The following is a 21,264-nucleotide window of genomic DNA, read 5'->3' on the forward strand; positions in this document are numbered from 1 at the left end:
GCGAAGAAGTTGCCGCGGAAGTTGTTGCGGGAGACTGTGTTTTTGGGGGAGTTGGCGCTCGACGGTCGTTTGCGGACGGTGCGTGGTGTGTTGCCTGCGGTGCTTGCGGCGAAGCGTGCGGGGTGGGGGACTGTGGTGGTTCCAGCTCGGGCGTTGGCTGAGGCGGGCCTGGTGAAGGGGATCGAGGTGCTGGGTGCCGACGATTTGTCTGCGGTGATCGGGTGGTTGCGTGGTGAGTTGGCGTTGGCTGTTCCTGATGTTTTCGAGCGTGCGGATTCGGTGGTGGTGCGGGATTTGAGTGAGGTTGTCGGGCAGACGGATGCGCGGTGGGCGATCGAGGTTGCGGCGGCGGGTGCGCATCATCTGATGTTGACGGGTCCGCCGGGGATCGGGAAAACGATGTTGGCGCAGCGGCTTCCGGGGATTCTTCCGCCGTTGACGGAGGGGGAGTCGTTGGAGGTGACGGCGATTCATTCGGTGGCGGGGGTGTTGCCGGAGGATCGGCCGTTGATCGACATGCCGCCTTTCATTGCGCCGCATCACAGTTCGTCGGTCAGCTCACTGGTGGGTGGTGGTAGTGGGATGGCTCGTCCTGGTGCGGTCAGCCGGGCCCATCGCGGCGTGCTGTTCCTCGACGAATGTGCCGAGATCGGGGTGAAAGTGCTCGAAGCGCTACGTACGCCGCTCGAAGACGGGGAGGTGCGAATCGCCCGGCGGGACGGAGTTGCGCGGTACCCGGCGCGGTTCCAGCTGATCCTGGCCGCCAATCCCTGCCCGTGCGCGCCGCCGAGAGACGCGGATTGTGTCTGTGCACCCGCGGCGCGTCGCCGGTACCTGGGGAAATTGTCCGGCCCGCTCTTGGACCGAGTCGACATCAGGGTCCGGATGCAAGCCGTTGCGACCGGAGCGCTGATCGACGAAGTGGGGGAAAGCACCGGCGATGTTCGTGCGCGCGTGGCGGCAGCTCGAGACACTGCAGCCCAGCGGTGGAGCGAGTACGGGTGGCGGACCAACGCGGAAGTGCCAGGGCCGGCGTTGAGGCAGAAGTTCAGACTCTCGCGTGCGGCGTTGGCGCCGGTGGAACGGGCGCTGCGTAAAGGGGTGATAACCGCTCGTGGGGCTGACCGAGCGTTGCGGGTTGCCTGGAGTGTCGCCGATCTGGCAGGTGAGGCGATGCCAGGGCCCGACCAAGTTGTCACCGCACTCGACTTCCGAGACAGGGGATTCCAATGACTGCACACGATCCACGACTACTCGCTTGGGCATATCTGTCCCGCGTCGTGCAGGGGCCCAGCGCGTATATGTCCATGTTGATCGACGAGCTCGGGGTCGAAGAAACTGCGAGGGCGGTTCGCAAGGGCGATCTGCCGCCCTCGATCGAGGAGAAGACGCGAGCCCGCGCTCACATCGACACCGCCCAGCGAGATCTCGACCTGATGGAGGCAATGGGTGGCAGGCTCGTAACTCCGAACTGCACCGATTGGCCTGCGTGGCGGATGCTTTCCTTCGACGGACTCGATGCCTCCGGGGGCGAGACGGCGCCATTTGTGTTGTGGATGTTGGGGTCTGGGGATTTGGTCGATCTCACCGAGAGATCGGTTGGGATTGTCGGCACGCGGGCATCGACTGCATACGGCGAACATGTGACGGCAGAGATTGCCGGTGACCTCGCCGTCGACGGATGGACCGTGATTTCCGGGGCGGCCTTCGGTATCGACGGGGCCGCGCACCGCGCTGCATTGGGCGTAGGTGGAAACACACTGGCCGTCTTGGCCTGTGGGGTCGATCGAGCGTATCCGTCCGGGCATGCGCGACTACTCAAACAGATAGCGAATTCGGGTGCGGTGATAAGTGAATATCCACCGGGCACAACACCTGCAAAGTTCCGGTTTCTGGCGAGGAATCGACTGGTAGCTGCGTTGTCGGACGGAGTAGTGGTTGTCGAGGCGGGTTGGCGCAGTGGGGCTCGCAATACCGCCAATTGGGCTCGGAAATTGGGCCGCCCGGTAATGGCGGTGCCGGGACCGGTTACTTCGGCATCGTCGACCGGATGTCACCGGATGATTCGCGAAGGTGAAGCGCAACTCGTTTCCAATGCCGTGGATGTAGTCGAAGCGTCAGGTCCATTTGGTGTCGGGGATTCCGCGGAGGATGCTGCGGCGACGCGTGACATCGACGCATTGCGGGGCAATTCTCGATTGGTATACGAAGCATTGCCGGGAACAGGTTCACGTAGTACGCGTGAGCTGTCCGAGGAATCGGGCTTGCTCATCGCTCAGGTTCGTGCAACTCTTCCTCTGCTCGAACTCGAGGGATTTGCAAGTTCTGATTCGAGTGGTTGGTTTCGGACGCGGTAGTTCGTGAACCTCTCTGCGCTGTCCGACCATGCGTGGCGATGCTCACTAATCGTTTCCGAAGGCAGCGAATCTTCAATACCGTCGGTGCATCGGTAATTGCACGTCAGGGCTATTTTTCGTGAATTTGCTCGACTGTGTGCAATGTAATTCTCGACCCCGCTTTGCCGAGCCGACCTGCAGGTTCGACAAGTCTCAGGAAAGCCTCAGGTCTATGTGCATAGAAGTCCGATTAGTCTGGATCACGATGACAGCGGGTATTGATCGAAACCCGGCACCCGAAGTGTGAATGTACAAAATTTCGGGACCATGTTCGTTCGAGGCAATGCCGCTAACCTGCTGCTAATTCGGACCATTGAGTCTGTTCGGAAATCACGGAGACTTACGAACTTCTTTTGTTCATCAACGCTCTATCTGTGTATTGTGAAGGAGAATTGAATCGATCATTGAAAGAGGAGTGCAATGGCTGAGAAGCTGATTCGGCAACTCATCGACGACCTTGACGGTAAGCCGATTGACGATGGATTCGGTGATCGAATTGAGTTCTCTTACCAGGGAACGGATTACGTGATCGATCTGCGCGCCACCAATGCGGAGAAGTTCGACGCTGCGGTGAAGCCGTTCGTCGAGGCGGCTGCGAAGGTGAGCGGGAAGCGCGGTAAGAAGGCTCAGGCTGCATCTCCGCAGGCCACATCGGGTTCAGGCCGCTCCAAGGAGACGCTCCAGGCCATCCGTGACTGGGCGGGTAAGAACGGTTACGAAGTTGCTCCGCGTGGACGTATCAAAGCGGAAATCATCGACGCTTTCGACGCTGCACACTAGATTGAATTAAATACACCTCTGGCTCCCGGCGAACTTCGCCGGGAGCCAGAGGTGTATTTTACTGTTGCTTTGCCGAGTTCTCGGACAGCTTTGTCCGACAGGTCGTCTATGTGAAGCTGATCAGAGAATTTGCGTATACGGCACCGTATTTACCCAGCAGATTGGTCGGTTTCTTTCGTTGCGTACAAGGGCCGACAGAGCGCTGCGTGGAGTCGTCGGCGAGGTATTTCGCCCTCGTGCTGCAATTGTCGTGTACATTAGTTAGGTAACACTAACTTTCGGAAGGATCTTTCTGTGGCCAAGCCGACAACTGCATTGACGGTTCTGCGGACCGAACAATTGACCCCCCATATGGTACGAGTGTTTCTCGGGGGACCAGGCTTCGAGTCGTTCACTCCCAGCGAATACAGCGATTCCTATGTAAAGATCGAATTCGGCACTCCTGATCAGCCCGTCCTGCGTACCTACACGATCCGTTCCTACGATCTTGCTACCAAAGAGATAGCGATCGATTTCGTCGTCCATGGTGACGTCGGAGTTGCAGGTCCTTGGGCGGCTTCAGTTCAGCCGGGCACTGAGATTACCCTGCGTGGACCGGGCGGCGCGTTTTCACCGTCACCGTCCGCTGATTGGTATCTGTTCGTCGGTGACGAGACCGCAATACCTGCCATTTCTGCGTCGATAGCAAGATTGGCGCCGGATGCGGTCGGCTACGCCGTCGTCGAAGTCGGTGGACCGGAAGACGAGATTGCACTCGATGCTCCAGAGGGTATTGCCGTGACCTGGCTACATCGCGGAGCGTCGTCCGACGCGGTGGGTGAAGAGTCGGCAGGTGACAACGCGCCAGTTGTTGCCGCGGTCAAGGCGCTCGAGTGGCTGCCAGGTGAACCTCACGTATTCATTCACGGCGAGGCGCAAGCCGTCATGCATAACCTTCGGCCATACATTCGCAAGGAACGAAATGTCCCGGCGTCGGCCGCTTCTATCTCCGGATACTGGCGTCGTGGTCGCACCGAAGAAGGCTTCCGAGTGTGGAAGTCCGAATTCGCCGCGGCCGAAAGCTAAGCTGCTGCGGCCTTGCCGCGAGTCAGCAACACGAGCGCAACGGCCGCGAGAACTCCGAAGGTGGGAATTGCGATTGCCATCGGAACTGCCGTGTCTTCTCCCGCAATTCCCACCAACGGCGAAACCAGCGCGGCCAAGCCGAACTGGCCCGCTCCCATCAGTGCTGAGCCGGTTCCGGCCGCGTTGGTGACCTCTCCTTGGGCGAGAGCGGTCGCATTGCCCATGATGAACCCGATGCTCGAAATGGCGACGAACAGCGGGCCCAAGATCAACCAGGGATTCGTGGAGCTGAAAACCACACTGGTGCAGAACAATACGGCACCGTCGGCGAGGAGTAGGCACACCCCGAATCGCAGTAATGTGCGAGCACCGACTCGGCCGAGAAGGCGAGTGGTGATCATCGCTGCCGTGACCATTCCGGTGGCGTTCACTGCGAACACTATCGAGAACTGTGACGGAGTGAGCCCCAGGACGTTCTGAACGACGAACGGTGATGCGGAGATATACGCGAACAGGGCGCCGAATCCGAAGACGAATGCGAGTGCATAACCGAGGTAGTGCCGATTTCGGACGACATATCGCAGATTCGAGATCAGTGCCTTCAATCCACCGCCGTGGCGTCGCTCGGGTGGAAGTGTCTCGGGAACAAGCAACACGACGCCAGCCACCATCACCACACCTGCGACGGCCAGCACCCAGAAGATTCCGCGCCATCCGACGGGGCCGAGAAGTGCACCGCCGATCAGTGGGGCGACCACGGGAGCGATACCGCCGATGATCATCATGATGCTGAAAAGCTTCGCCGCGTCGTCGCCACGTGCTCGATCGGCAATACAAGCGCGGGCAAGGACTATGGCAGCGCCTCCACTCAATCCCTGGACGAGTCGCGCACCGATGAGAAACTCGATGTTCGGTGCCACTGCGCATGCCGCGCCACTCAGTGCCGTGATGATCGTCGCGGCCAGCAGTATTCGTCGCCTGCCCAGTCCGTCGGAGATCGGCCCGATGATCAGCTGCCCGATTCCGAGGCCCGCCATGAAGGTGGTCAGTGTCAGCTGAACGCTGGCCGCAGTAGTGTCGAGTGCATCCGCCATCAAGGGTAGGCCAGGCAGGTACATGTCGATGGACAGTGGAGCGATTGCGGAAATCAGTGCCAGTACACACAACATCTTCAGAGGAATAGCTCGATTCACCGATCAACCCTATCGGCGAGGCAGCTTGCAGTTTCAATCGCGGCGGGCGAGCGTGTGTTCATGACTGACGCATTGCCGGCGAGCTTGAGTGATCACCTCGATGCCTATGCCGAGCACCTCCGACTGAGTCGGGGTCGGTCGGAACACACGATCCGCGCCTACGTCGGCGACGCACGGGCATTGCTGACCCATTTCGCCGCGGGTTCGGAGAAGGTAGATCTCGACGGCCTCGACCTAGGGGTCATGCGCTCGTGGTTGGCCGCCCAGAATGCCGTCGGAACGGCCCGCACGACGGTCGCTCGTCGGGCGTCGTCGGCGCGCGGTTTCACAGCGTGGCTCGCGCAAACCGGACGCATTCCCGTCGATCCGGGTACACGTCTGGCGGCTCCACCTGCTCGTCGTACACTGCCGACGGTGCTGCGTCAGAGTCAAGCCCTCGACGCCATGGATGCGGCGGAAAGCGGTGCGCAGCAACAAGAGCCGCTCGCCCTGCGGGATAGGCTCATCGTGGAATTGTTGTACTCCACCGGAATTCGTGTCGGTGAGTTGTGTGGACTGGACGTAGAGTCGGTCGACGCCGATCGACGATTGCTTCGTGTTCTCGGCAAAGGCAACAAGGAGCGATCGGTGCCCTACGGACTGCCCGCAGAATCGGCACTGAACGGGTGGCTGGAGCACGGGCGACCCGCACTGAGTTCGGATCGGTCCGGGCGAGCATTGCTCCTCGGAGTTCGAGGCGGCAGGCTCGATCAGCGTCAGGCGCGTTCGGTGGTCCACGAAACGATGGCTGCAATTCCAGGAGCTCCCGACATGGGTCCGCACGGGCTTCGGCACTCGGCTGCGACACATTTGCTGGAGGGCGGTGCTGATCTTCGTGTGGTCCAAGAACTCCTCGGGCATGCGAGTCTGGCGACGACTCAGCTGTACACGCATGTGTCGGTCGAACGGCTCCGATCCGTCCATGATCAGGCCCATCCACGCGCCTAGATCGTCAAGCGACGCGAGTTCTCGGCCGGTATTTGGTAGCGTCGCAGGTCGGAAGAGTGAACAATCGGCAAAGTTCGATCGTCGTGTCAAGACACTCGATTACATGCGATATCCGGGGGATTCGTGAACCGCCAAGATGTGAAGCACCCGCCGAACAGTGGCCAACCGGCCTGGCTGTCCGAAGCGCCGCAACCGGCTCCACCGCCGGTGCCGACACCGGAGCCTGCGGTGCGACCGCAAGAGGCCTGGACAGCGCCACCGCCGCCGTCCAGCCAGCAGCAGGTGACAAACCAGGATCTGGTTGCCGAGGCTTTACTGAAACGCCCCAAACGGACACCCCGGGGTGGCTGGCGGCGAGGATTGCATCGTGCGACCGGTGGTGTGGTCAATCTGGGGGAATCGACCAACGAACAGCGCAACCGCGCCCTGGCCGCCCGCATCGAACAGCCGATACGCAACGACTACCGAATTGCTTTGCTCTCGCTCAAGGGGGGCGTGGGCAAGACAACGGTCACGGTGGGGCTCGGTGCAACGTTTGCGTCGCTCCGCGGCGACTGTGTCGTGGCGGTCGACGCCAATCCCGATTTCGGAACTTTGGCGCAACGTGTTCCGCTGCAGACCAATTCGACAGTGCGCGATCTGATTGCCGCGCGGCCGGACATCAAGAGTTATTCGGACGTGCGAGTGCACACATCACAGTCGCCGAGTCGTCTCGAGGTCCTGGCGAGTGAGCAGGATCCGGCGATTTCGGAAGCATTCAGCGAGGCGGACTATCGCCAGGTCATCGACATCTTGCAGGTCTACTACAACATCATTCTCACCGATTGCGGTACCGGGATCATGCACTCGGCGATGAACGGCGTTCTCGATCTTGCCAATTCGTTGGTGCTCGTCAGTTCGCCGGCAATCGACGGGGCCCGAAGTGCGGCGGCGACGCTCGATTGGCTTCAGTTGCATGGTTACGGTCACCTGGTCGAACGGACCGTCGTCGTCATCAGTGCCGCCCGTCCAGGGTCGAGCGTGATCGACATGGACGCGTTGGTGGACTATTTCATGCGTCGATGCCGCGCCGTCGAGGTCATTCCATTCGACGAGCATCTCGCGGAGGGGTCGGTGATGGACCTCGAGTTGATGCGACCGGCCACCAGGCGAGCATTCATGGAATTGGCAGCGATGGTGGCCGACGACTTCGCGGACGCTGTGGGTCGGCACGCCGTTTCCGAATGGCACTGATTCTGCGACTGATCAACCATCTCTCAGTGGCTTGAGCCTGAGCGGTTGCGTCCGAACAAGACCGAGGGGATCGAGATACTCGCGCCCTCGTCGCACGCCCCAATGCAAACATGCAGCGACGACGCACCCTTCGTGGCCGGATTCCAGGGTGCCGATCACGGCCCCGGCCGCGACACGTTCACCGGCGTGAACGTCGGTCACCACGGGTTCGTAGGTCGTGCGTAGGCCGCCGGAATGATCTATCGAGACCGTCGGCTTGCCCGCGACGACTCCGGCGAACGCCACGATGCCCTCGCCGGCAGCGAGGACGGGTTGGCCGGCACTGCCGCCGAGATCGACGCCGCGATGACCCGGCAGCCAGTTCTCGGCCGGTTTGTCGAATACGCGTTCCACGTGCGGCCGGGGAGCGAGCGGCCAGTCGAAACGCGCGTCTGCCGACGCCGTGCCGACGGCGGCACAGCAGGAGATCACGGCAACGACCACGCCGCGTCGGGCTCCGCTCAACATCGTCATTCCTTGATCTTCCGTGGAGTCGTTCGCGCTTCAACGCAGATCAGGCGGGTAATCCACAAGCGAACCGCCGATCCACAACCGCCGGTTCGGTCTGTTGCTTCCGGGGTGGTTATGGCATCGGGGGACGAGGACGTACACTTGTCGAGCGGTCTGTGCTCGCACAGTCCGACTTCGCGCGCCCGCGCACGTTTTCCGGCCTCGGCTGGTCCTGATTCTCACGAAACAGGTCCGACGGCCGTGCGGGTGCCAGGGCAGGGATCACCCGATCGCCTGCATCAACCGGATTGAAAGTTTGAGGTACACAGCCATGGCTGTCGTAACCATGAAGCAGATGCTCGATAGTGGAACCCACTTCGGACATCAGACCCGTCGCTGGAACCCGAAGATGAAGCGATTCATCTTGACCGACCGCAACGGCATCTACATCATCGACCTCCAGCAGACGCTGACGTACATCGACAAGGCGTACGAGTTCGTCAAGGAGACCGTTGCCCACGGCGGCACCGTTCTCTTCGTCGGCACCAAGAAGCAGGCGCAGGAGTCCATCGCTTCCGAAGCGACTCGCGTCGGAATGCCCTACGTCAACCAGCGTTGGCTCGGCGGCATGCTCACCAACTTCACCACCGTTCACAAGCGTCTGCTTCGCCTCAAGGAGCTCGAGGCAATGGAGCAGACCGGTGGATTCGAAGGTCGCACCAAGAAGGAAATCCTCATGCTCACGCGTGAGATGACCAAGCTGGATCGCACCCTCGGTGGTATCCGCGACATGGCCAAGGTTCCTTCCGCGGTGTGGATCGTCGACACCAACAAGGAGCACCTGGCAGTTGCCGAGGCTCGCAAGCTGAACATCCCGGTCATCGCGATCCTGGACACCAACTGCGATCCCGACCTCGTCGACTACCCGATCCCGGGCAACGACGACGCCATCCGTTCCGCAGCACTGCTGACCAAGGTTGTCGCTTCCGCGGTTGCCGAGGGCGTGCAGGCACGTGCAGGACTGAGCGCCGACAAGGACGCGAAGCCCGAAGCCGGCGCAGGCGAGCCCCTCGCCGAGTGGGAGCAGGAACTGCTCTCGCAGGCAGCTCCCGCCGCAGAGGCTGAGGCAGCTCCGGCTGCAGAGGCTGAAGCAGCCCCCGCCGCAGAGGCACCGGCCACCGAGGCCTGATTCGTTGAAACCGGCCCTGACCAAGAGTTCATTTGGTCAGGGCCGTTTCACCGTTAGGCCCGAGCACCACCGTCAGGCCGTGCTTCACCGTTAGGCCGTGCTTCACCGTTAGTCCTAGGTCCGAAACAGACACATGAGGAGGCTCGCTAATCATGGCGAACTACACCGCCGCTGACGTCAAGCGGCTCCGTGAGCTCACCGGCTCCGGAATGATGGCATGTAAGAACGCACTCGCAGATGCAGACGGCGATTTCGACAAGGCCGTCGAGCAGCTGCGCATCAAGGGCGCGAAGGATGTCGGAAAGCGCGCAGAGCGCACCACCGCTGAGGGTCTCGTCGTCGCCAAGGACGGCGTCATGATCGAGATCAACTGCGAGACCGACTTCGTCGCCAAGAACGACGAGTTCATCAAGCTGGCCGACGAGATCGTGACCGTCGCTGCTGCTGGTAAGCCTGCTGACCTCGACGCTCTCAAGGCACTCGAGCTCGACGGCAAGACCATCGACACCGTCATTGCGGAGCAGTCCGCGAAGATCGGTGAGAAGCTCGAACTGAGCCGCGTCGCTTCCTTCGACGGCCCCGTTGCCGTGTACCTGCACAAGCGCAGCTCCGACTTGCCGCCCGCTGTCGGCGTTCTCGTCGAGTACACCGGTGAAGGCGATGCTGCTGCTGAGGCTGCTCGCGGCGCTGCAATGCAGGTCGCAGCGCTCAAGGCGAAGTACGTCACGCGTGACGAGGTTCCCGAGGAGATCGTCGCTTCCGAGCGTCACATCGCCGAAGAGACCGCCCGCGCAGAAGGCAAGCCCGAGCAGGCGCTGCCGAAGATCATCGAAGGCCGCGTCAACGGTTACTTCAAGGACGTCGTTCTGACCGAGCAGTCTTCGGTCACGGACTCCAAGAAGACCGTCAAGGCGATCCTCGACGAGGCAGGCGTGACCATCAAGCGCTTCGTGCGTTTCGAGGTCGGCGCCTCCGCTTAATTCGGAGCCCGCACACATGGACCCCGCCTGAAGAGCATTTGCTCTACCGGCGGGGTCTACGTGTACCTGGGGCCGCCGATGAGGCAGGATGAGAGTGCCTCGGGACGAGTCCCGGGGGCTTTCCTATGTCGCGGTGTCCGATTCGCGGCAGAAGAAGAATGAAGGACCTACAAGGTCTTGTATCGAACTGAGGAGAACAATGTCCGAACCAGCCAACGAACGTCCAGGATTCAAGCGGGTCCTGCTCAAACTCGGCGGCGAAATGTTCGGGGGCGGCAAAGTCGGTCTCGATCCCGACGTGGTCACCAAGGTGGCTGAGCAGATCGCAGAGGTCGTTCGATCAGGCGTGCAGGTTGCAGTGGTCATCGGCGGCGGAAACTTCTTCCGCGGAGCGGAACTGCAGCAGCGTGGCCTCGATCGCGCCCGCTCCGACTACATGGGCATGCTCGGCACCGTCATGAACTGCCTCGCTCTGCAGGATTTCCTGGAGAAGGCCGGCGTCGATTCCCGAGTGCAGACGGCCATCACCATGGGACAGGTCGCCGAGCCGTACCTTCCCCTTCGCGCACGTAGGCACCTCGAGAAGGGTCGCGTAGTCATCTTCGGTGCCGGGATGGGTATGCCCTACTTCTCGACTGACACCACTGCTGCGCAGCGCGCACTGGAGATCGGTGCCGAGGTGGTGCTGATGGCCAAGGCAGTCGACGGCGTCTACTCGGCCGACCCGCGTATCGACCCGGACGCGACGATGTACGAACAGATCACGCACCGCGAGGTCATCGAGCGTGAGCTCAAGGTCGCGGACGCGACGGCATTCAGCCTGTGCATGGACAACTCGATGCCGATGATGGTGTTCAACCTCCTCACCGAAGGAAACATCGCTCGCGCGGTGTCCGGTGAGAAGATCGGCACCCTGATCAAGTCGTGAGTGACACCCAAAAAATGATGCAGAACAACATGGAGGAACAGCCGTGATCGATGAAGCGCTCTTCGAGGCAGAAGAGAAGATGGAAAAGGCTGTCACGGTAGCCAAGGACGATCTCGGCTCGGTTCGCACCGGACGCGCGAACCCCGGTATGTTCTCGCGCATCGTGATCGACTACTACGGTTCGATCACGCCGATCACGCAGCTCGCGAGCATCAATGTTCCCGAGGCCCGCATGGTCATCGTCAAGCCGTACGAGGCTTCGCAGCTCAACGCGATCGAGACGGCGATCCGCAACTCGGATCTCGGTGTGAATCCGTCCAACGACGGCAGCATCATCCGCATCTCGGTTCCGCAGCTCACTGAAGAGCGTCGTCGTGAACTGGTGAAGCAGGCCAAGTCCAAGGGCGAGGATTCGAAGGTCACGCTGCGTAACATCCGCCGTAAGGCGATGGACGAGCTCGGCCGGATCCAGAAGGACGGTGAAGCCGGCGAGGACGAGGTCGGTCGCGCAGAGAAAGAACTCGACAAGACCACGGCGAAGTACGTGCACACGGTCGAGGAACTCGTCAAGCACAAGGAAGCAGAGTTGATGGAGGTATAGCCTCCTCGTTTGCAGTGTTTGTCGTCGGGAGTAGATCAGGGAGTTTGGGTGCACGCACAAGAGGGAACCGCCGGTGGTCCCGTCACGGACGGGCCTACGGGCGGCGCTGAGGGCGCGCAACCGCCGAAGTCGAAGGCGGGCAGGAACCTACCTGCCGCCATCGGCGTCGGAGCCGGTCTCGGCGCCCTGGTCATCGGCACTTTGATCTTCCTGCCCCCGGGGTGGATCGCCGTCGTCGCGGTTGCGATGTTCATCGCGACGTGGGAGGTCACCACGCGACTCCGAGAAGCCGACATCGAGGTGCCGCGAATTCCGCTGCTCGTCGGCGGACAAGCCACGATCTGGCTCGGCTGGCCGTGGGGACCTGTCGGGGTGCTCAGCGGATTCACCGCGACCGTCCTGGTGTGCATGGTGTGGCGGTTGTTCGACCACGGGCTCAAGGCAACCCCGAAGAACTTCCTGAGAGACACCTCCATCACGGTGTTCGTTCTGGCATGGATCCCGCTGTTGGCGTCCTTCGGTGCGTTGATGGTGCTCGAAGACGACGGCCCGGGTCGCGTCTTCGTCCTGATGATCGGTGTCGTGTGCTCCGACATCGGTGGTTACGCGGCCGGCGTCCTGTTCGGAAAGCATCCGATGGTTCCGGCGGTCAGCCCGAAGAAGTCATGGGAAGGATTCGTCGGGTCCCTCATTTTCTGTGTCATCGGCAGCTTGTTGTCGGTGACGTTGATCCTCGACGCGAACTCGATGATCGGCGTCCTGCTCGGTGTCGTCCTGGTGGTAGTCGCGACGGTCGGCGACCTGATCGAATCGCAGATCAAGCGTGAACTCGGCATCAAGGACATGGGAACCCTGCTTCCCGGACACGGCGGAATCATGGATCGCCTGGATTCACTCCTGCCGTCGGCATTTGTGACTTGGCTGATTCTGTACGCACTCGTCTGATTTCTCGTGCGTGATTTCTTCTCCGGCCGGTCCAAGCCGATCCCCAGTCCGAACATCTGGCATTGGCCGGACGTCTACGAGGTCGAGAACCGCGCGCAGGACGTCGACGGGTCCATCTGGGCCGCGATGCGAGCCCAGATCGACTGGTCCGGACGTGACGTCGTCGACGTCGGCTGTGGGGCAGGGTTTCATCTACCGGAGTTCGCTAGTACCGCGCGTCGTGTCGTCGGAGTGGAGCCGCACGCACCGCTGGTGAAGGCCGCGCGGGAACGAACCCGCGATTCGGCGTCGATCGACATAGTCCATGGCTCGGCAGAGTCCACAGGTCTGGTCGATGCTTCAGTCGACCTCGTCCACGCCCGAACGGCGTATTTCTTCGGCAAAGGCTGCGGTCCGGGAATTCGCGAGGCCATGCGCATCTTGAGGCCTGGGGGAGCCCTGCTCATCGTGGACCTCGATGTGAGCGCCGGTCCGTACGGAGAGTGGATGAGGGCGGATCTGCCCAAATACGATCCCGCGGCAGTCGAAGCCTTCTTCGACGCTCAGGGATTCTCGCTCACCCGTGTCGAGGCCCGTTGGGAGTTCGAGAATCGAGACGATTTGCGGCGAGTACTCGGTATCGAATTCACCGAGAAGACCGCCGAGCGTGCATTCGCACAAGTGACGGGTCTGGCCTTTTCGGTGGGGTACCGGATCCACGTCCGATACAAACCACGCTCACTCGAACTTGCGTGAAGCAAGGCTTGAAAAGACGAACGTCAGGCGCTCCGACTTGAGCGCCTGACGTTTTCTGGACCGATTCAGTTCGAAAAAAATCAGTGATCGGTGGGGATGTGGAACAGGGTGGCGAGCTTGTGGATCTTCTTCGCCTTGGCGAGCTTGGGCAGGTCACTGCCATCGCGTACGCGTGAGCCGTCTTCGCCGAGATCGTCGATGACGTTCTGAGCCCAGATGGCGTCGGCAACGGACGGGCTCAGGCCCGCGTTGACGGGGGCGGTCTGTGCGGTGGTCATGCAGAGCTTGCCTGCCATCCCGAGTGACAACGTGATCGCACAGTCTCGGGCGAGCAGATCCAGATCGGGGCCGAGTGTGGGGCCGTCGATCGGCGGAGCGATGCGTGCCGCGCGGCTGGCGATGGTGAGCCGCGAACGCGGGTACGACATCGAGGTGGGCGAGTCGTCCATCCCGGTGTCGCGCCGGAAATCGCCACTGCCGAATGCCAGACGGAAGATTCCGTCGGTGCGTGCGATCTCGGGGGCAGCTTCGAGTCCCACAGCGGATTCGACGAGGGCAAGAATCTTGGTGCCCTCGGGTAGTCGCTCGGCAGTGGCGTCGGCCTGCTGTCCGCTTTCGGTCTTTGCGAGCATGACACCCTCGAGTCCGGGGAGGCCCGCGAGTGCGGCGAGATCCTCTTCCCAGAACGGTGTCGTGGCGTCGTTGATCCGAACCCAGGCGTGATTGTGCTCGCCCAGAAATGCGGCGACATCGCGGCGGGCGGCCGGTTTGTTGGGTGCGGTGACGGCATCCTCGAGGTCGAGAATGACGGCGTCGGCCGCACTCGCGAGGGCGGCGTCGAAGGTGTCCGGTTTGGACGCGGGGACGAGGAGCCAGGATCTTGCCTGCTGCGGGGCAATTCGCGAGGTCACAGGTCTCTCCATGTGAGTAGTCACATCAGGGCCTTTCCGGTGATTTCCACGACATCAATGATGCCTGGTGGCCCATCGATCGACCCAATTGCGTAACTAGATTTCAGTCACATTTGCCGCTTCGCTGCGCGCCGGATCTGAATGATGCGAACGCCGCCGGCCAATGCCATGATCAGCGCGCCTGCGATAGCGGAAAGCAGGATCGTGATTCCGAGCGGAAAGTCGATCTGCCAGGCCAGGATCTTGACGGAGACGCTCTCGAGATTCTGCAGGATGAACACCAGCAGCAAGATCAGCACGATTGCGCCTATGACCAGGCCAACCCAGGTTGTCGCAGCTCTGGTTCGGTCAGTGACCGCCGTTCCGGTCGGCGTAGGTTCAGGCGCCGGCGTCGGTTCGGGATCGTGTTTTTCGACGGCCTTGTCCTCGCCCACCTTCGGAAGTTCCGGGTCGGGACCGAAACCGTCGGCGGGGCCGTACACGGGGGAGTTCGACGGATCCTCTGGTGTGGTTGACATGACATGATCATCACGCAACCTGCGCGAAGTTGCACGGGTAATCCGGCCACAATCGGGTGGCAGTGGGGTAGCACCCCAAAACAATGGGACAATGGTGTAACTATGGCTGCCTCTCTTCCCCTCGTTTTCACTGCACCCAAGCGCGGAATGCCTCCACGGCACCTCGCCGATCTCGATTCCGCCGAGCGCAAAGAAGCGGTGAAAGAGCTCGGCCTACCGGCTTTCCGGGCCGATCAGCTGGCGCGTCAGTACTACGCGCGGCTCGAAGCCGATCCGGAGAAGATGACCGATCTCCCCGCATCGGTGCGCGAGAAGGTGGGGGAGTCGCTCTTCCCGACTCTGTTGACGCCGATCAAGCATCTCGCGTGCGATTCGGGCGACACTCGCAAAACCCTGTGGAAGGCGCATGACGGAACGCTGCTCGAAAGCGTCCTGATGCGGTATCCCGATCGAGCGACACTCTGCATCTCGAGTCAGGCAGGCTGTGGAATGGCCTGCCCGTTCTGCGCGACGGGTCAGGGCGGCCTCGACCGCAACCTCTCGACTGCCGAGATCGTGGATCAGGTACGCGAGGCAGCGGCCGCCATGCGCGACGGTGAAGTTGCCGGCGGTCCTGGCCGCTTGTCGAACGTCGTGTTCATGGGCATGGGTGAGCCCTTGGCGAACTACAAGCGCGTAGTGGCAGCGGTACGACGCATCACGTCACCTGCACCGGACGGACTGGGCCTGTCTCAGCGGTCCGTGACCGTCTCGACCGTCGGGCTTGCCCCGGCGATCCGCAAGCTCGCTGACGAAGGCCTGAGCGTCACGTTGGCGGTGTCGCTGCACACGCCGGACGACGAACTGCGCGACACCCTTGTCCCGGTCAACAATCGCTGGTCAGTGTCGGAGGTACTTCAGGCTGCCCGGTACTACGCGGACAAGACCGGTCGCCGTGTCTCCATCGAGTACGCGATGATCAAGAACGTCAACGATCAGCCGTGGCGCGCGGACATGCTGGGCAAGAAGCTGAAGAAGGCGCTCGGCGGTTTGGTGCACGTCAACTTGATTCCGCTCAACCCGACTCCGGGCAGCGAGTGGGACGCGAGCCCCAAGGACGTCGAGCGTGAGTTCGTGCGTCGGGTCATCGCTCAGGGAGTCTCGTGCACGGTGCGCGATACGCGCGGTCAGGAAATCGCCGCAGCCTGTGGTCAGTTGGCCGCGGAGAACTGAAACGCTCCAGGCCTGAAACACGTAAAGAGAAGGCCTCCACGAACTTTCGTTCGTGGAGGCCTTCTCTATGTCAGGTCTCTAGCGCGGGCGGCGACGAATGACGATGTCGCGGACCAGAATGAAGATCATCAATCCGGCGGTGCCGATGAGCCACAGATCCTCGACCTTGCCGTGATGGTTTCCGATCATCATCAGAAGCAGGAATATTGCGAAGAACCATCCGAGGAAACGGAAAAACTTGAGTCCTTCACCACTCCACCCCCATGCGGCAGAGGGAACCTCGGCCTCATCGACGTGCGAGACCACGACGGGGGCGCTGGACTTGACGTCCAACTGGGTATCGGCCACGGTCGATCCTCCTGCTCATTCGGTTGCACTACTGCCCAATATGGTGACATACGACTGCCTGTCGTACGTAGTTGGGCGTCGATAAGGTTGTTCTCAGGTGTTATCAGGAACAATGGGCGAGTGCAGGAAACCACACGTACCCGCGTCCTCCTCCTCGGCAGTACCGGTTCGATCGGTACCCAAGCGCTGGAGGTCATCGCCGCCAACCCCGATCGTTTCGAAGTAGTGGGACTCGCGGCGGGTGGCAACAATGTCGAGTTGTTGGCCGAACAGATTCGCGCAACAGGCGTCACCGACGTCGCCGTTGCCGATCCTGCGGCGGCATCGGCGCTGGAATCGGTCACCGCCCGTTCGGGACCGAGCGCCGTGACGGAACTGGTTCGGGACAGTGGTGCCGACGTTGTCCTCAATGCGCTCGTCGGTTCGTTAGGACTCGAGCCGACGCTGGCTGCTTTGAACTCGGGGGCGCGTCTGGCGCTGGCGAACAAGGAATCGCTTGTGGCGGGCGGAGCGCTGGTGACCAAGGCTGCCGCGCCCGGTCAGATCGTGCCGGTCGACTCCGAGCATTCCGCGCTGGCTCAGTGCCTGCGTGGCGGATCGGCCGGCGAGGTGGCTCGCTTGGTCCTCACCGCTTCGGGTGGGCCATTCCGCGGCTGGAGTGCCGAGGATCTCGAAAGTGTGAACCCGGCACAGGCAAAAGCGCACCCCACCTGGTCGATGGGACCCATGAACACTCTCAACTCGGCAACTCTGGTCAACAAGGGCCTCGAGTTGATCGAGACGAACTTGCTGTTCGGGATCGACTACGACCGGATCGACGTCACCGTCCATCCTCAGTCGATCGTGCATTCCATGGTGACCTTCTTCGACGGATCGACGCTGGCACAGGCAAGCCCGCCGGACATGAAGCTGCCGATCGCGCTCGCTCTCGGCTGGCCGGACCGTATCGAAGGCGCGGCGTCGGCATGCGACTTCACCACCGCCTCCACCTGGGAATTCGAGCCGCTCGATTCGTCTGTGTTCCCCGCCGTCGATCTGGCGCGAAGCGCGGGCAAATCCGGAGGTTGCTTCACCGCGATCTACAACGCGGCCAACGAAGTGGCAGCCCAGGCATTCCTCGACGGTGTCATTTCCTTCCCGGCAATCGTCCGCACGGTGGCCGCTGTTCTCGACGATGCAGGTCAATGGTCCGCGGAACCGGTTACCGTGGACGACGTTCTGGCCGCAGACGGCTGGGCACGCACACGAGCGCGTCAGCTCGTGAAGCAGGAGGGCTAGAGCTTTCATGGTTTTTGCACTGGGCGTAGTGCTGTTTGCCCTCGGCATCGGCGTGTCCATCGCCCTGCACGAAGCCGGCCACATGTGGACGGCCAAGGCTTTGGGAATGAAGGTTCGCCGCTACTACATCGGCTTCGGACCGAAGATCTTCTCGTTCCGTCGAGGTGAGACCGAGTACGGACTCAAGGCGCTGCCGCTCGGTGGATTCTGCGACATCGCCGGCATGACGGCCCTCGACGAGATGACGCCCGAAGAAGAGCCGCACGCGATGTACAAGAAGGCGGCGTGGAAGCGCGTCGTCGTCATGTCCGGTGGTATCGCGATGAACTTCATTCTCGGGTTCCTCCTGATCTACGCATTGCTCCTCGGTTGGGGTCGAACTGAGCCCGCTCAGCCAGTGGTCCAAGAGGTCACGTGTGTAGCCCCCGATCAGCTGGGCCAGGACGGCAACTTCGAGCTGACAGAGTGCTCGGGTGGAGGCCCCGCAGGAGATGCGGGCCTGAAATCGGGGGATCGGATCACCGCAGTCGATGGAAAGTCGACGAGCACCTTCCCCGAGGTGGCAGCTGCTATTCGAGGTGTGGATGGCCCGATCGTGTTGTCGGTTGATCGCGACGGAGAGGCGTTGTCGATCACGGTCGTCCCCGAACGAGTCCAGCGATATGTGAACTCGGCCAGTGGCGTTCCCGTGAAGCAGGAAGTATCCGCTGTCGGAATCGGTGGTCCGGGCTCGGCGTTGGTCGAGTACAACGCGTTCACGGCTGTGCCGGCAGCCTTCGACTACACCGGACAGATCATGGTCGACTCGGTGAAGGCGCTGGCTGACATTCCGTCGAAGGTGGGGGCTCTGTGGGAGTCGGTCACCGGCGGCGAGCGGGCTCAGGACACACCGATCAGCGTGGTCGGTGCCAGCGTGATCGGCGGCGAGGCCGCTGATCGAGCCGAGTGGCCGATGTTCGTCGGATTGCTCGCGTCGATCAACTTCTTCCTCGGTGTTTTCAACATCCTGCCGCTGTTGCCGCTCGACGGCGGGCACATCGCGGTCGTCTTCTACGAGAAGATCCGCGATTGGTTCCGCGCACGCCGCGGCCTGATTCCGGGCGGCCCGGTCGACTACACGAGACTCCTTCCGATTACTTACGTATTCATCGTGATCGGTGGCGCGTTCATGTTGCTGACACTCACGGCTGACATCGTCAATCCGATCAAGATCTTCTGACCGTGTGAGAAGGGCGACGGTTGCCGCGCGGTAGTGCGGCGATCGCCCGGCTAAACTTGCAGTGAAGCTATGAAAGAAGGCACAGACGTGACCATCCCTATCGGACTGGGAATGCCCTCGGCACCCGCAGCGATTCTTGCTCCTCGACGCAAGACACGGCAGCTGCAGGTCGGCACGGTAGGTGTGGGCAGCGATTTCCCCATCTCGGTGCAGTCCATGTGCACCACGAAGACGCATGACGTCAACGCAACGCTCCAGCAGATCGCCGAACTGACCGCGTCCGGTTGCGACATCGTCCGTGTCGCCTGCCCGCGTCAGGAAGACGCGGACGCGTTGTCGATCATTGCCAAGAAGAGCCAGATCCCGGTTATCGCGGATATCCACTTCCAGCCGCGCTACATTTTCGCGGCAATCGAGGCGGGATGCGCTGCGGTGCGCGTCAATCCGGGCAACATCAAGGAATTCGACGGCCGCGTCAAAGAGGTAGCCAAGGCTGCCGGTGACGCGGGCATTCCGATCCGCATCGGCGTCAATGCGGGATCGCTCGATCCTCGGTTGATGGAGAAGTACGGCAAGGCGACGCCCGAAGCGTTGGTCGAGTCCGCGCTGTGGGAAGCCGGGCTGTTCGAAGAGCATGGCTTCGGTGACATCAAAATCTCGGTCAAGCACAACGATCCGGTGATCATGGTCGAGGCTTACCGCCAACTCGCTGCCAAGTGCGATTACCCGCTGCACCTCGGCGTCACCGAGGCGGGCCCTGCGTTTCAGGGCACGATCAAGTCCGCGGTCGCCTTCGGTGCGCTGCTCGCGGAGGGTATCGGCGACACCATCCGCGTATCGCTCTCTGCCCCGCCGGCCGAGGAAATCAAGGTCGGCAACCAGATTCTGCAGTCGCTGAACCTGCGTCCGCGCAAGCTCGAGATCGTGTCGTGCCCCTCGTGTGGCCGTGCACAGGTCGACGTCTACACACTGGCCGACGAGGTCTCTGCCGGCCTCGAGGGTATGGAGATTCCGCTTCGCGTGGCAGTCATGGGCTGCGTCGTGAACGGGCCGGGTGAAGCGCGTGAGGCGGACCTCGGAGTGGCGTCCGGCAACGGCAAGGGCCAGATCTTCGTCAAGGGCAAGGTCATCAAGACGGTGCCCGAGGCTCAGATCGTCGAGACGCTGATCGAAGAGGCGATGAAAATTGCCGAAAGCATGGAGGGTGACGCTTCGGAGGGTGCACCGGTCGTCACCGTGAGTTGAGTGATTGCCGGATGAATCTTCCCCGTCGGTGTCAGGTTCGTGGCAATCTGAGTGCATCATGATCGGGTAGTGATATTCGTGGACGCGCAGTCGAGTCGAGGGGGTTGACGGATGCTCAAACTCCTCGGAGCCAAGCAGGTCGGAAGTCGAGATCTCGAGGACGTCCGGGCGGTACTCGACGCCGATCCGGTGGCGGCCTGCATGATTGCCGCGCGTGTCGAAGAATGCGGCGTCGATCCGCGAATGATTCACGGCGAGCTGTGGAGTCGAGGCGGGCCGTTGTCTTCCCTGTGCTTTGCCGGGGCGAATTTGGTTCCGCTTCGGGGCGAGCCGGATGACATTCGGGCATTCGCTGACCGTGCCTGCCGGATTCCGCGTATGTGCTCGTCGGTAGTCGGACGCGCCGAGTTGGCGTTGCCGCTATGGGAGATGCTCGAGCTCGATTGGGGAACTGCGCGGGAGGTCCGCCCCGAACAACCTTTGCTCGCGGTATCCGAGCCGTTGGCGTGTCCGTCCGATCCGCTGGTCCGGCAGGTTCGTTCGGACGAACTCGAGATCTATCTTCCTGCCGCGATCGCAATGTTCATCGAAGAGGTCGGCGTCGATCCACGTGCCAACGACGGTGGGCGCGGGTACCGACATCGTGTCGCAAGTCTGATCGCCGCCGGGCGAGCGTGGGCGCATATCGATGACGGTCAGGTCGTGTTCAAGGCCGAGGTCGGTTCGATGTCTGCGCGCTGTGGCCAGATTCAGGGTGTGTGGGTCAATCCCGAGTTTCGGGGACAAGGCTTCGGCGTGACCGGTACAGCGGCTGTAGCGGAGTCGATCATGGCGACCGGTCGCATTGCGAGCCTGTACGTCAACAGCTTCAATACGATTGCGCGGTCGACCTATTCGCGCGTGGGGTTCCGGCAGGTCGCGACCTTTTCGACGGTGCTGCTCGACTGAGCGTCCAAGTTGCAGGCAATGGTCGCGCCTACGCTGGGTGGAGCATTTGTCGCCCTACTATGGG

The 21,264-nt window shown here is 61.8% G+C and carries 22 protein-coding genes; 17 read left to right on the plus strand and 5 right to left on the minus strand.

The genetic code is table 11. The features are described 5' to 3' along the window. The 4 genes from V3587_RS06745 to V3587_RS06760 all read left to right on the plus strand — a co-directional run. On the plus strand, nt 1-1,233 hold a 1,233-nt coding region (locus V3587_RS06745; protein ID WP_317829737.1), incomplete at its 5' end, for a YifB family Mg chelatase-like AAA ATPase. Further along, on the plus strand, nt 1,230-2,357 hold the full coding sequence (gene dprA, locus V3587_RS06750; protein ID WP_283376243.1) for a DNA-processing protein DprA: 1,128 nt from the start codon (nt 1,230-1,232) through the stop codon (nt 2,355-2,357). The genes V3587_RS06745 and dprA, both read left to right, overlap by 4 nt. A 459-nt stretch (nt 2,358-2,816) precedes the next feature. Continuing rightward, nucleotides 2,817-3,176 (plus strand): histone-like nucleoid-structuring protein Lsr2, encoded by a 360-nt coding sequence (locus V3587_RS06755; RefSeq protein WP_003942721.1) that lies wholly within the window; start codon nt 2,817-2,819, stop codon nt 3,174-3,176. 294 nt (nt 3,177-3,470) lie between these two features. Continuing rightward, a complete protein-coding gene (locus V3587_RS06760; RefSeq protein WP_095970729.1) occupies nt 3,471-4,241 on the plus strand; it encodes a siderophore-interacting protein in 771 nt (256 codons plus the stop codon). Here the strand turns inward: V3587_RS06760 and V3587_RS06765 are convergent. Continuing rightward, nucleotides 4,238-5,410, minus strand: a complete 1,173-nt coding sequence (locus V3587_RS06765) for a multidrug effflux MFS transporter (RefSeq protein WP_283376426.1) — start codon at nt 5,408-5,410, stop codon at nt 4,238-4,240. The genes V3587_RS06760 and V3587_RS06765 overlap by 4 nt on opposite strands. 84 nt (nt 5,411-5,494) lie before the next feature. Here V3587_RS06765 and V3587_RS06770 point away from each other — a divergent pair, with 84 nt between their 5' ends. Together V3587_RS06770 and V3587_RS06775 are read left to right on the plus strand one after the other, a co-directional pair. Further along, nucleotides 5,495-6,421: a tyrosine recombinase XerC gene (locus tag V3587_RS06770; RefSeq protein ID WP_095970727.1), complete on the plus strand. Its 927-nt coding sequence runs from the start codon at nt 5,495-5,497 to the stop codon at nt 6,419-6,421. A gap of 123 nt (nt 6,422-6,544) precedes the next feature. Then, entirely contained in the window at nt 6,545-7,654 is a 1,110-nt protein-coding gene (locus V3587_RS06775) for a MinD/ParA family ATP-binding protein (RefSeq protein WP_095970726.1), read from the plus strand. Nucleotides 7,655-7,666: 12 nt separating this feature from the next. On the opposite strand, the gene V3587_RS06780 is transcribed toward V3587_RS06775, so the two are convergent. Next, nucleotides 7,667-8,161, minus strand: a complete 495-nt coding sequence (locus V3587_RS06780; protein ID WP_235172003.1) for a M23 family metallopeptidase — start codon at nt 8,159-8,161, stop codon at nt 7,667-7,669. Between the two features lie 313 nt (nt 8,162-8,474). Between V3587_RS06780 and rpsB the strand changes: the two genes are divergently transcribed. The 6 genes from rpsB (at nt 8,475) to V3587_RS06810 (ending at nt 13,521) form a co-directional block, all read left to right on the plus strand. Then, nucleotides 8,475-9,332, plus strand: a complete 858-nt coding sequence (gene rpsB, locus V3587_RS06785; protein ID WP_003942709.1) for a 30S ribosomal protein S2 — start codon at nt 8,475-8,477, stop codon at nt 9,330-9,332. A 152-nt stretch (nt 9,333-9,484) separates the two neighbouring features. After that, nucleotides 9,485-10,312, plus strand: coding sequence for a translation elongation factor Ts (tsf, locus tag V3587_RS06790; RefSeq protein ID WP_007734877.1), 828 nt, complete (start codon nt 9,485-9,487; stop codon nt 10,310-10,312). A 199-nt stretch (nt 10,313-10,511) separates the two neighbouring features. After that, entirely contained in the window at nt 10,512-11,240 is a 729-nt protein-coding gene (gene pyrH / locus V3587_RS06795; RefSeq protein ID WP_019747988.1) for a UMP kinase, read from the plus strand. Between the two features lie 43 nt (nt 11,241-11,283). Continuing rightward, nucleotides 11,284-11,841 (plus strand): ribosome recycling factor, encoded by a 558-nt coding sequence (gene frr, locus V3587_RS06800; RefSeq protein ID WP_003942777.1) that lies wholly within the window; start codon nt 11,284-11,286, stop codon nt 11,839-11,841. A gap of 48 nt (nt 11,842-11,889) precedes the next feature. After that, nucleotides 11,890-12,786 (plus strand): phosphatidate cytidylyltransferase, encoded by an 897-nt coding sequence (locus V3587_RS06805; RefSeq protein WP_095970724.1) that lies wholly within the window; start codon nt 11,890-11,892, stop codon nt 12,784-12,786. A gap of 6 nt (nt 12,787-12,792) precedes the next feature. Further along, a complete protein-coding gene (locus tag V3587_RS06810) occupies nt 12,793-13,521 on the plus strand; it encodes a class I SAM-dependent methyltransferase (RefSeq protein ID WP_235172004.1) in 729 nt (242 codons plus the stop codon). 80 nt (nt 13,522-13,601) lie between these two features. On the opposite strand, the gene V3587_RS06815 is transcribed toward V3587_RS06810, so the two are convergent. Together V3587_RS06815 and V3587_RS06820 are read right to left on the minus strand one after the other, a co-directional pair. Beyond that, a complete protein-coding gene (locus V3587_RS06815; RefSeq protein WP_235172005.1) occupies nt 13,602-14,444 on the minus strand; it encodes an HpcH/HpaI aldolase/citrate lyase family protein in 843 nt (280 codons plus the stop codon). Nucleotides 14,445-14,539: 95 nt separating this feature from the next. Next, the gene (locus V3587_RS06820; protein WP_172436569.1) at nt 14,540-14,950 is read right to left on the minus strand and encodes a LapA family protein; all 411 of its coding nucleotides are present in this window, start codon (nt 14,948-14,950) and stop codon (nt 14,540-14,542) included. A gap of 102 nt (nt 14,951-15,052) precedes the next feature. Here V3587_RS06820 and rlmN point away from each other — a divergent pair, with 102 nt between their 5' ends. Continuing rightward, nucleotides 15,053-16,162 (plus strand): 23S rRNA (adenine(2503)-C(2))-methyltransferase RlmN, encoded by a 1,110-nt coding sequence (gene rlmN / locus V3587_RS06825; RefSeq protein WP_003942816.1) that lies wholly within the window; start codon nt 15,053-15,055, stop codon nt 16,160-16,162. Nucleotides 16,163-16,240: 78 nt separating this feature from the next. On the opposite strand, the gene V3587_RS06830 is transcribed toward rlmN, so the two are convergent. After that, nucleotides 16,241-16,510, minus strand: a complete 270-nt coding sequence (locus tag V3587_RS06830) for a DUF2631 domain-containing protein (protein ID WP_003942762.1) — start codon at nt 16,508-16,510, stop codon at nt 16,241-16,243. Nucleotides 16,511-16,630: 120 nt separating this feature from the next. Here V3587_RS06830 and dxr point away from each other — a divergent pair, with 120 nt between their 5' ends. The 4 genes from dxr (at nt 16,631) to V3587_RS06850 (ending at nt 21,200) form a co-directional block, all read left to right on the plus strand. Beyond that, entirely contained in the window at nt 16,631-17,788 is a 1,158-nt protein-coding gene (gene dxr, locus V3587_RS06835; RefSeq protein ID WP_124566295.1) for a 1-deoxy-D-xylulose-5-phosphate reductoisomerase, read from the plus strand. Between the two features lie 7 nt (nt 17,789-17,795). After that, nucleotides 17,796-19,007, plus strand: coding sequence for a M50 family metallopeptidase (locus tag V3587_RS06840; RefSeq protein ID WP_200315288.1), 1,212 nt, complete (start codon nt 17,796-17,798; stop codon nt 19,005-19,007). A gap of 87 nt (nt 19,008-19,094) precedes the next feature. Continuing rightward, on the plus strand, nt 19,095-20,252 hold the full coding sequence (ispG, locus tag V3587_RS06845; RefSeq protein ID WP_095970762.1) for a flavodoxin-dependent (E)-4-hydroxy-3-methylbut-2-enyl-diphosphate synthase: 1,158 nt from the start codon (nt 19,095-19,097) through the stop codon (nt 20,250-20,252). 111 nt (nt 20,253-20,363) lie between these two features. Next, nucleotides 20,364-21,200, plus strand: a complete 837-nt coding sequence (locus V3587_RS06850) for a GNAT family N-acetyltransferase (protein ID WP_095970716.1) — start codon at nt 20,364-20,366, stop codon at nt 21,198-21,200. The last annotated feature ends 64 nt before the right edge of the window (nt 21,201-21,264 follow it).

Source organism: Rhodococcus sp. IEGM 1306 (genome assembly GCF_036541985.1).
GTDB lineage: Bacteria > Actinomycetota > Actinomycetes > Mycobacteriales > Mycobacteriaceae > Rhodococcus_F > Rhodococcus_F qingshengii.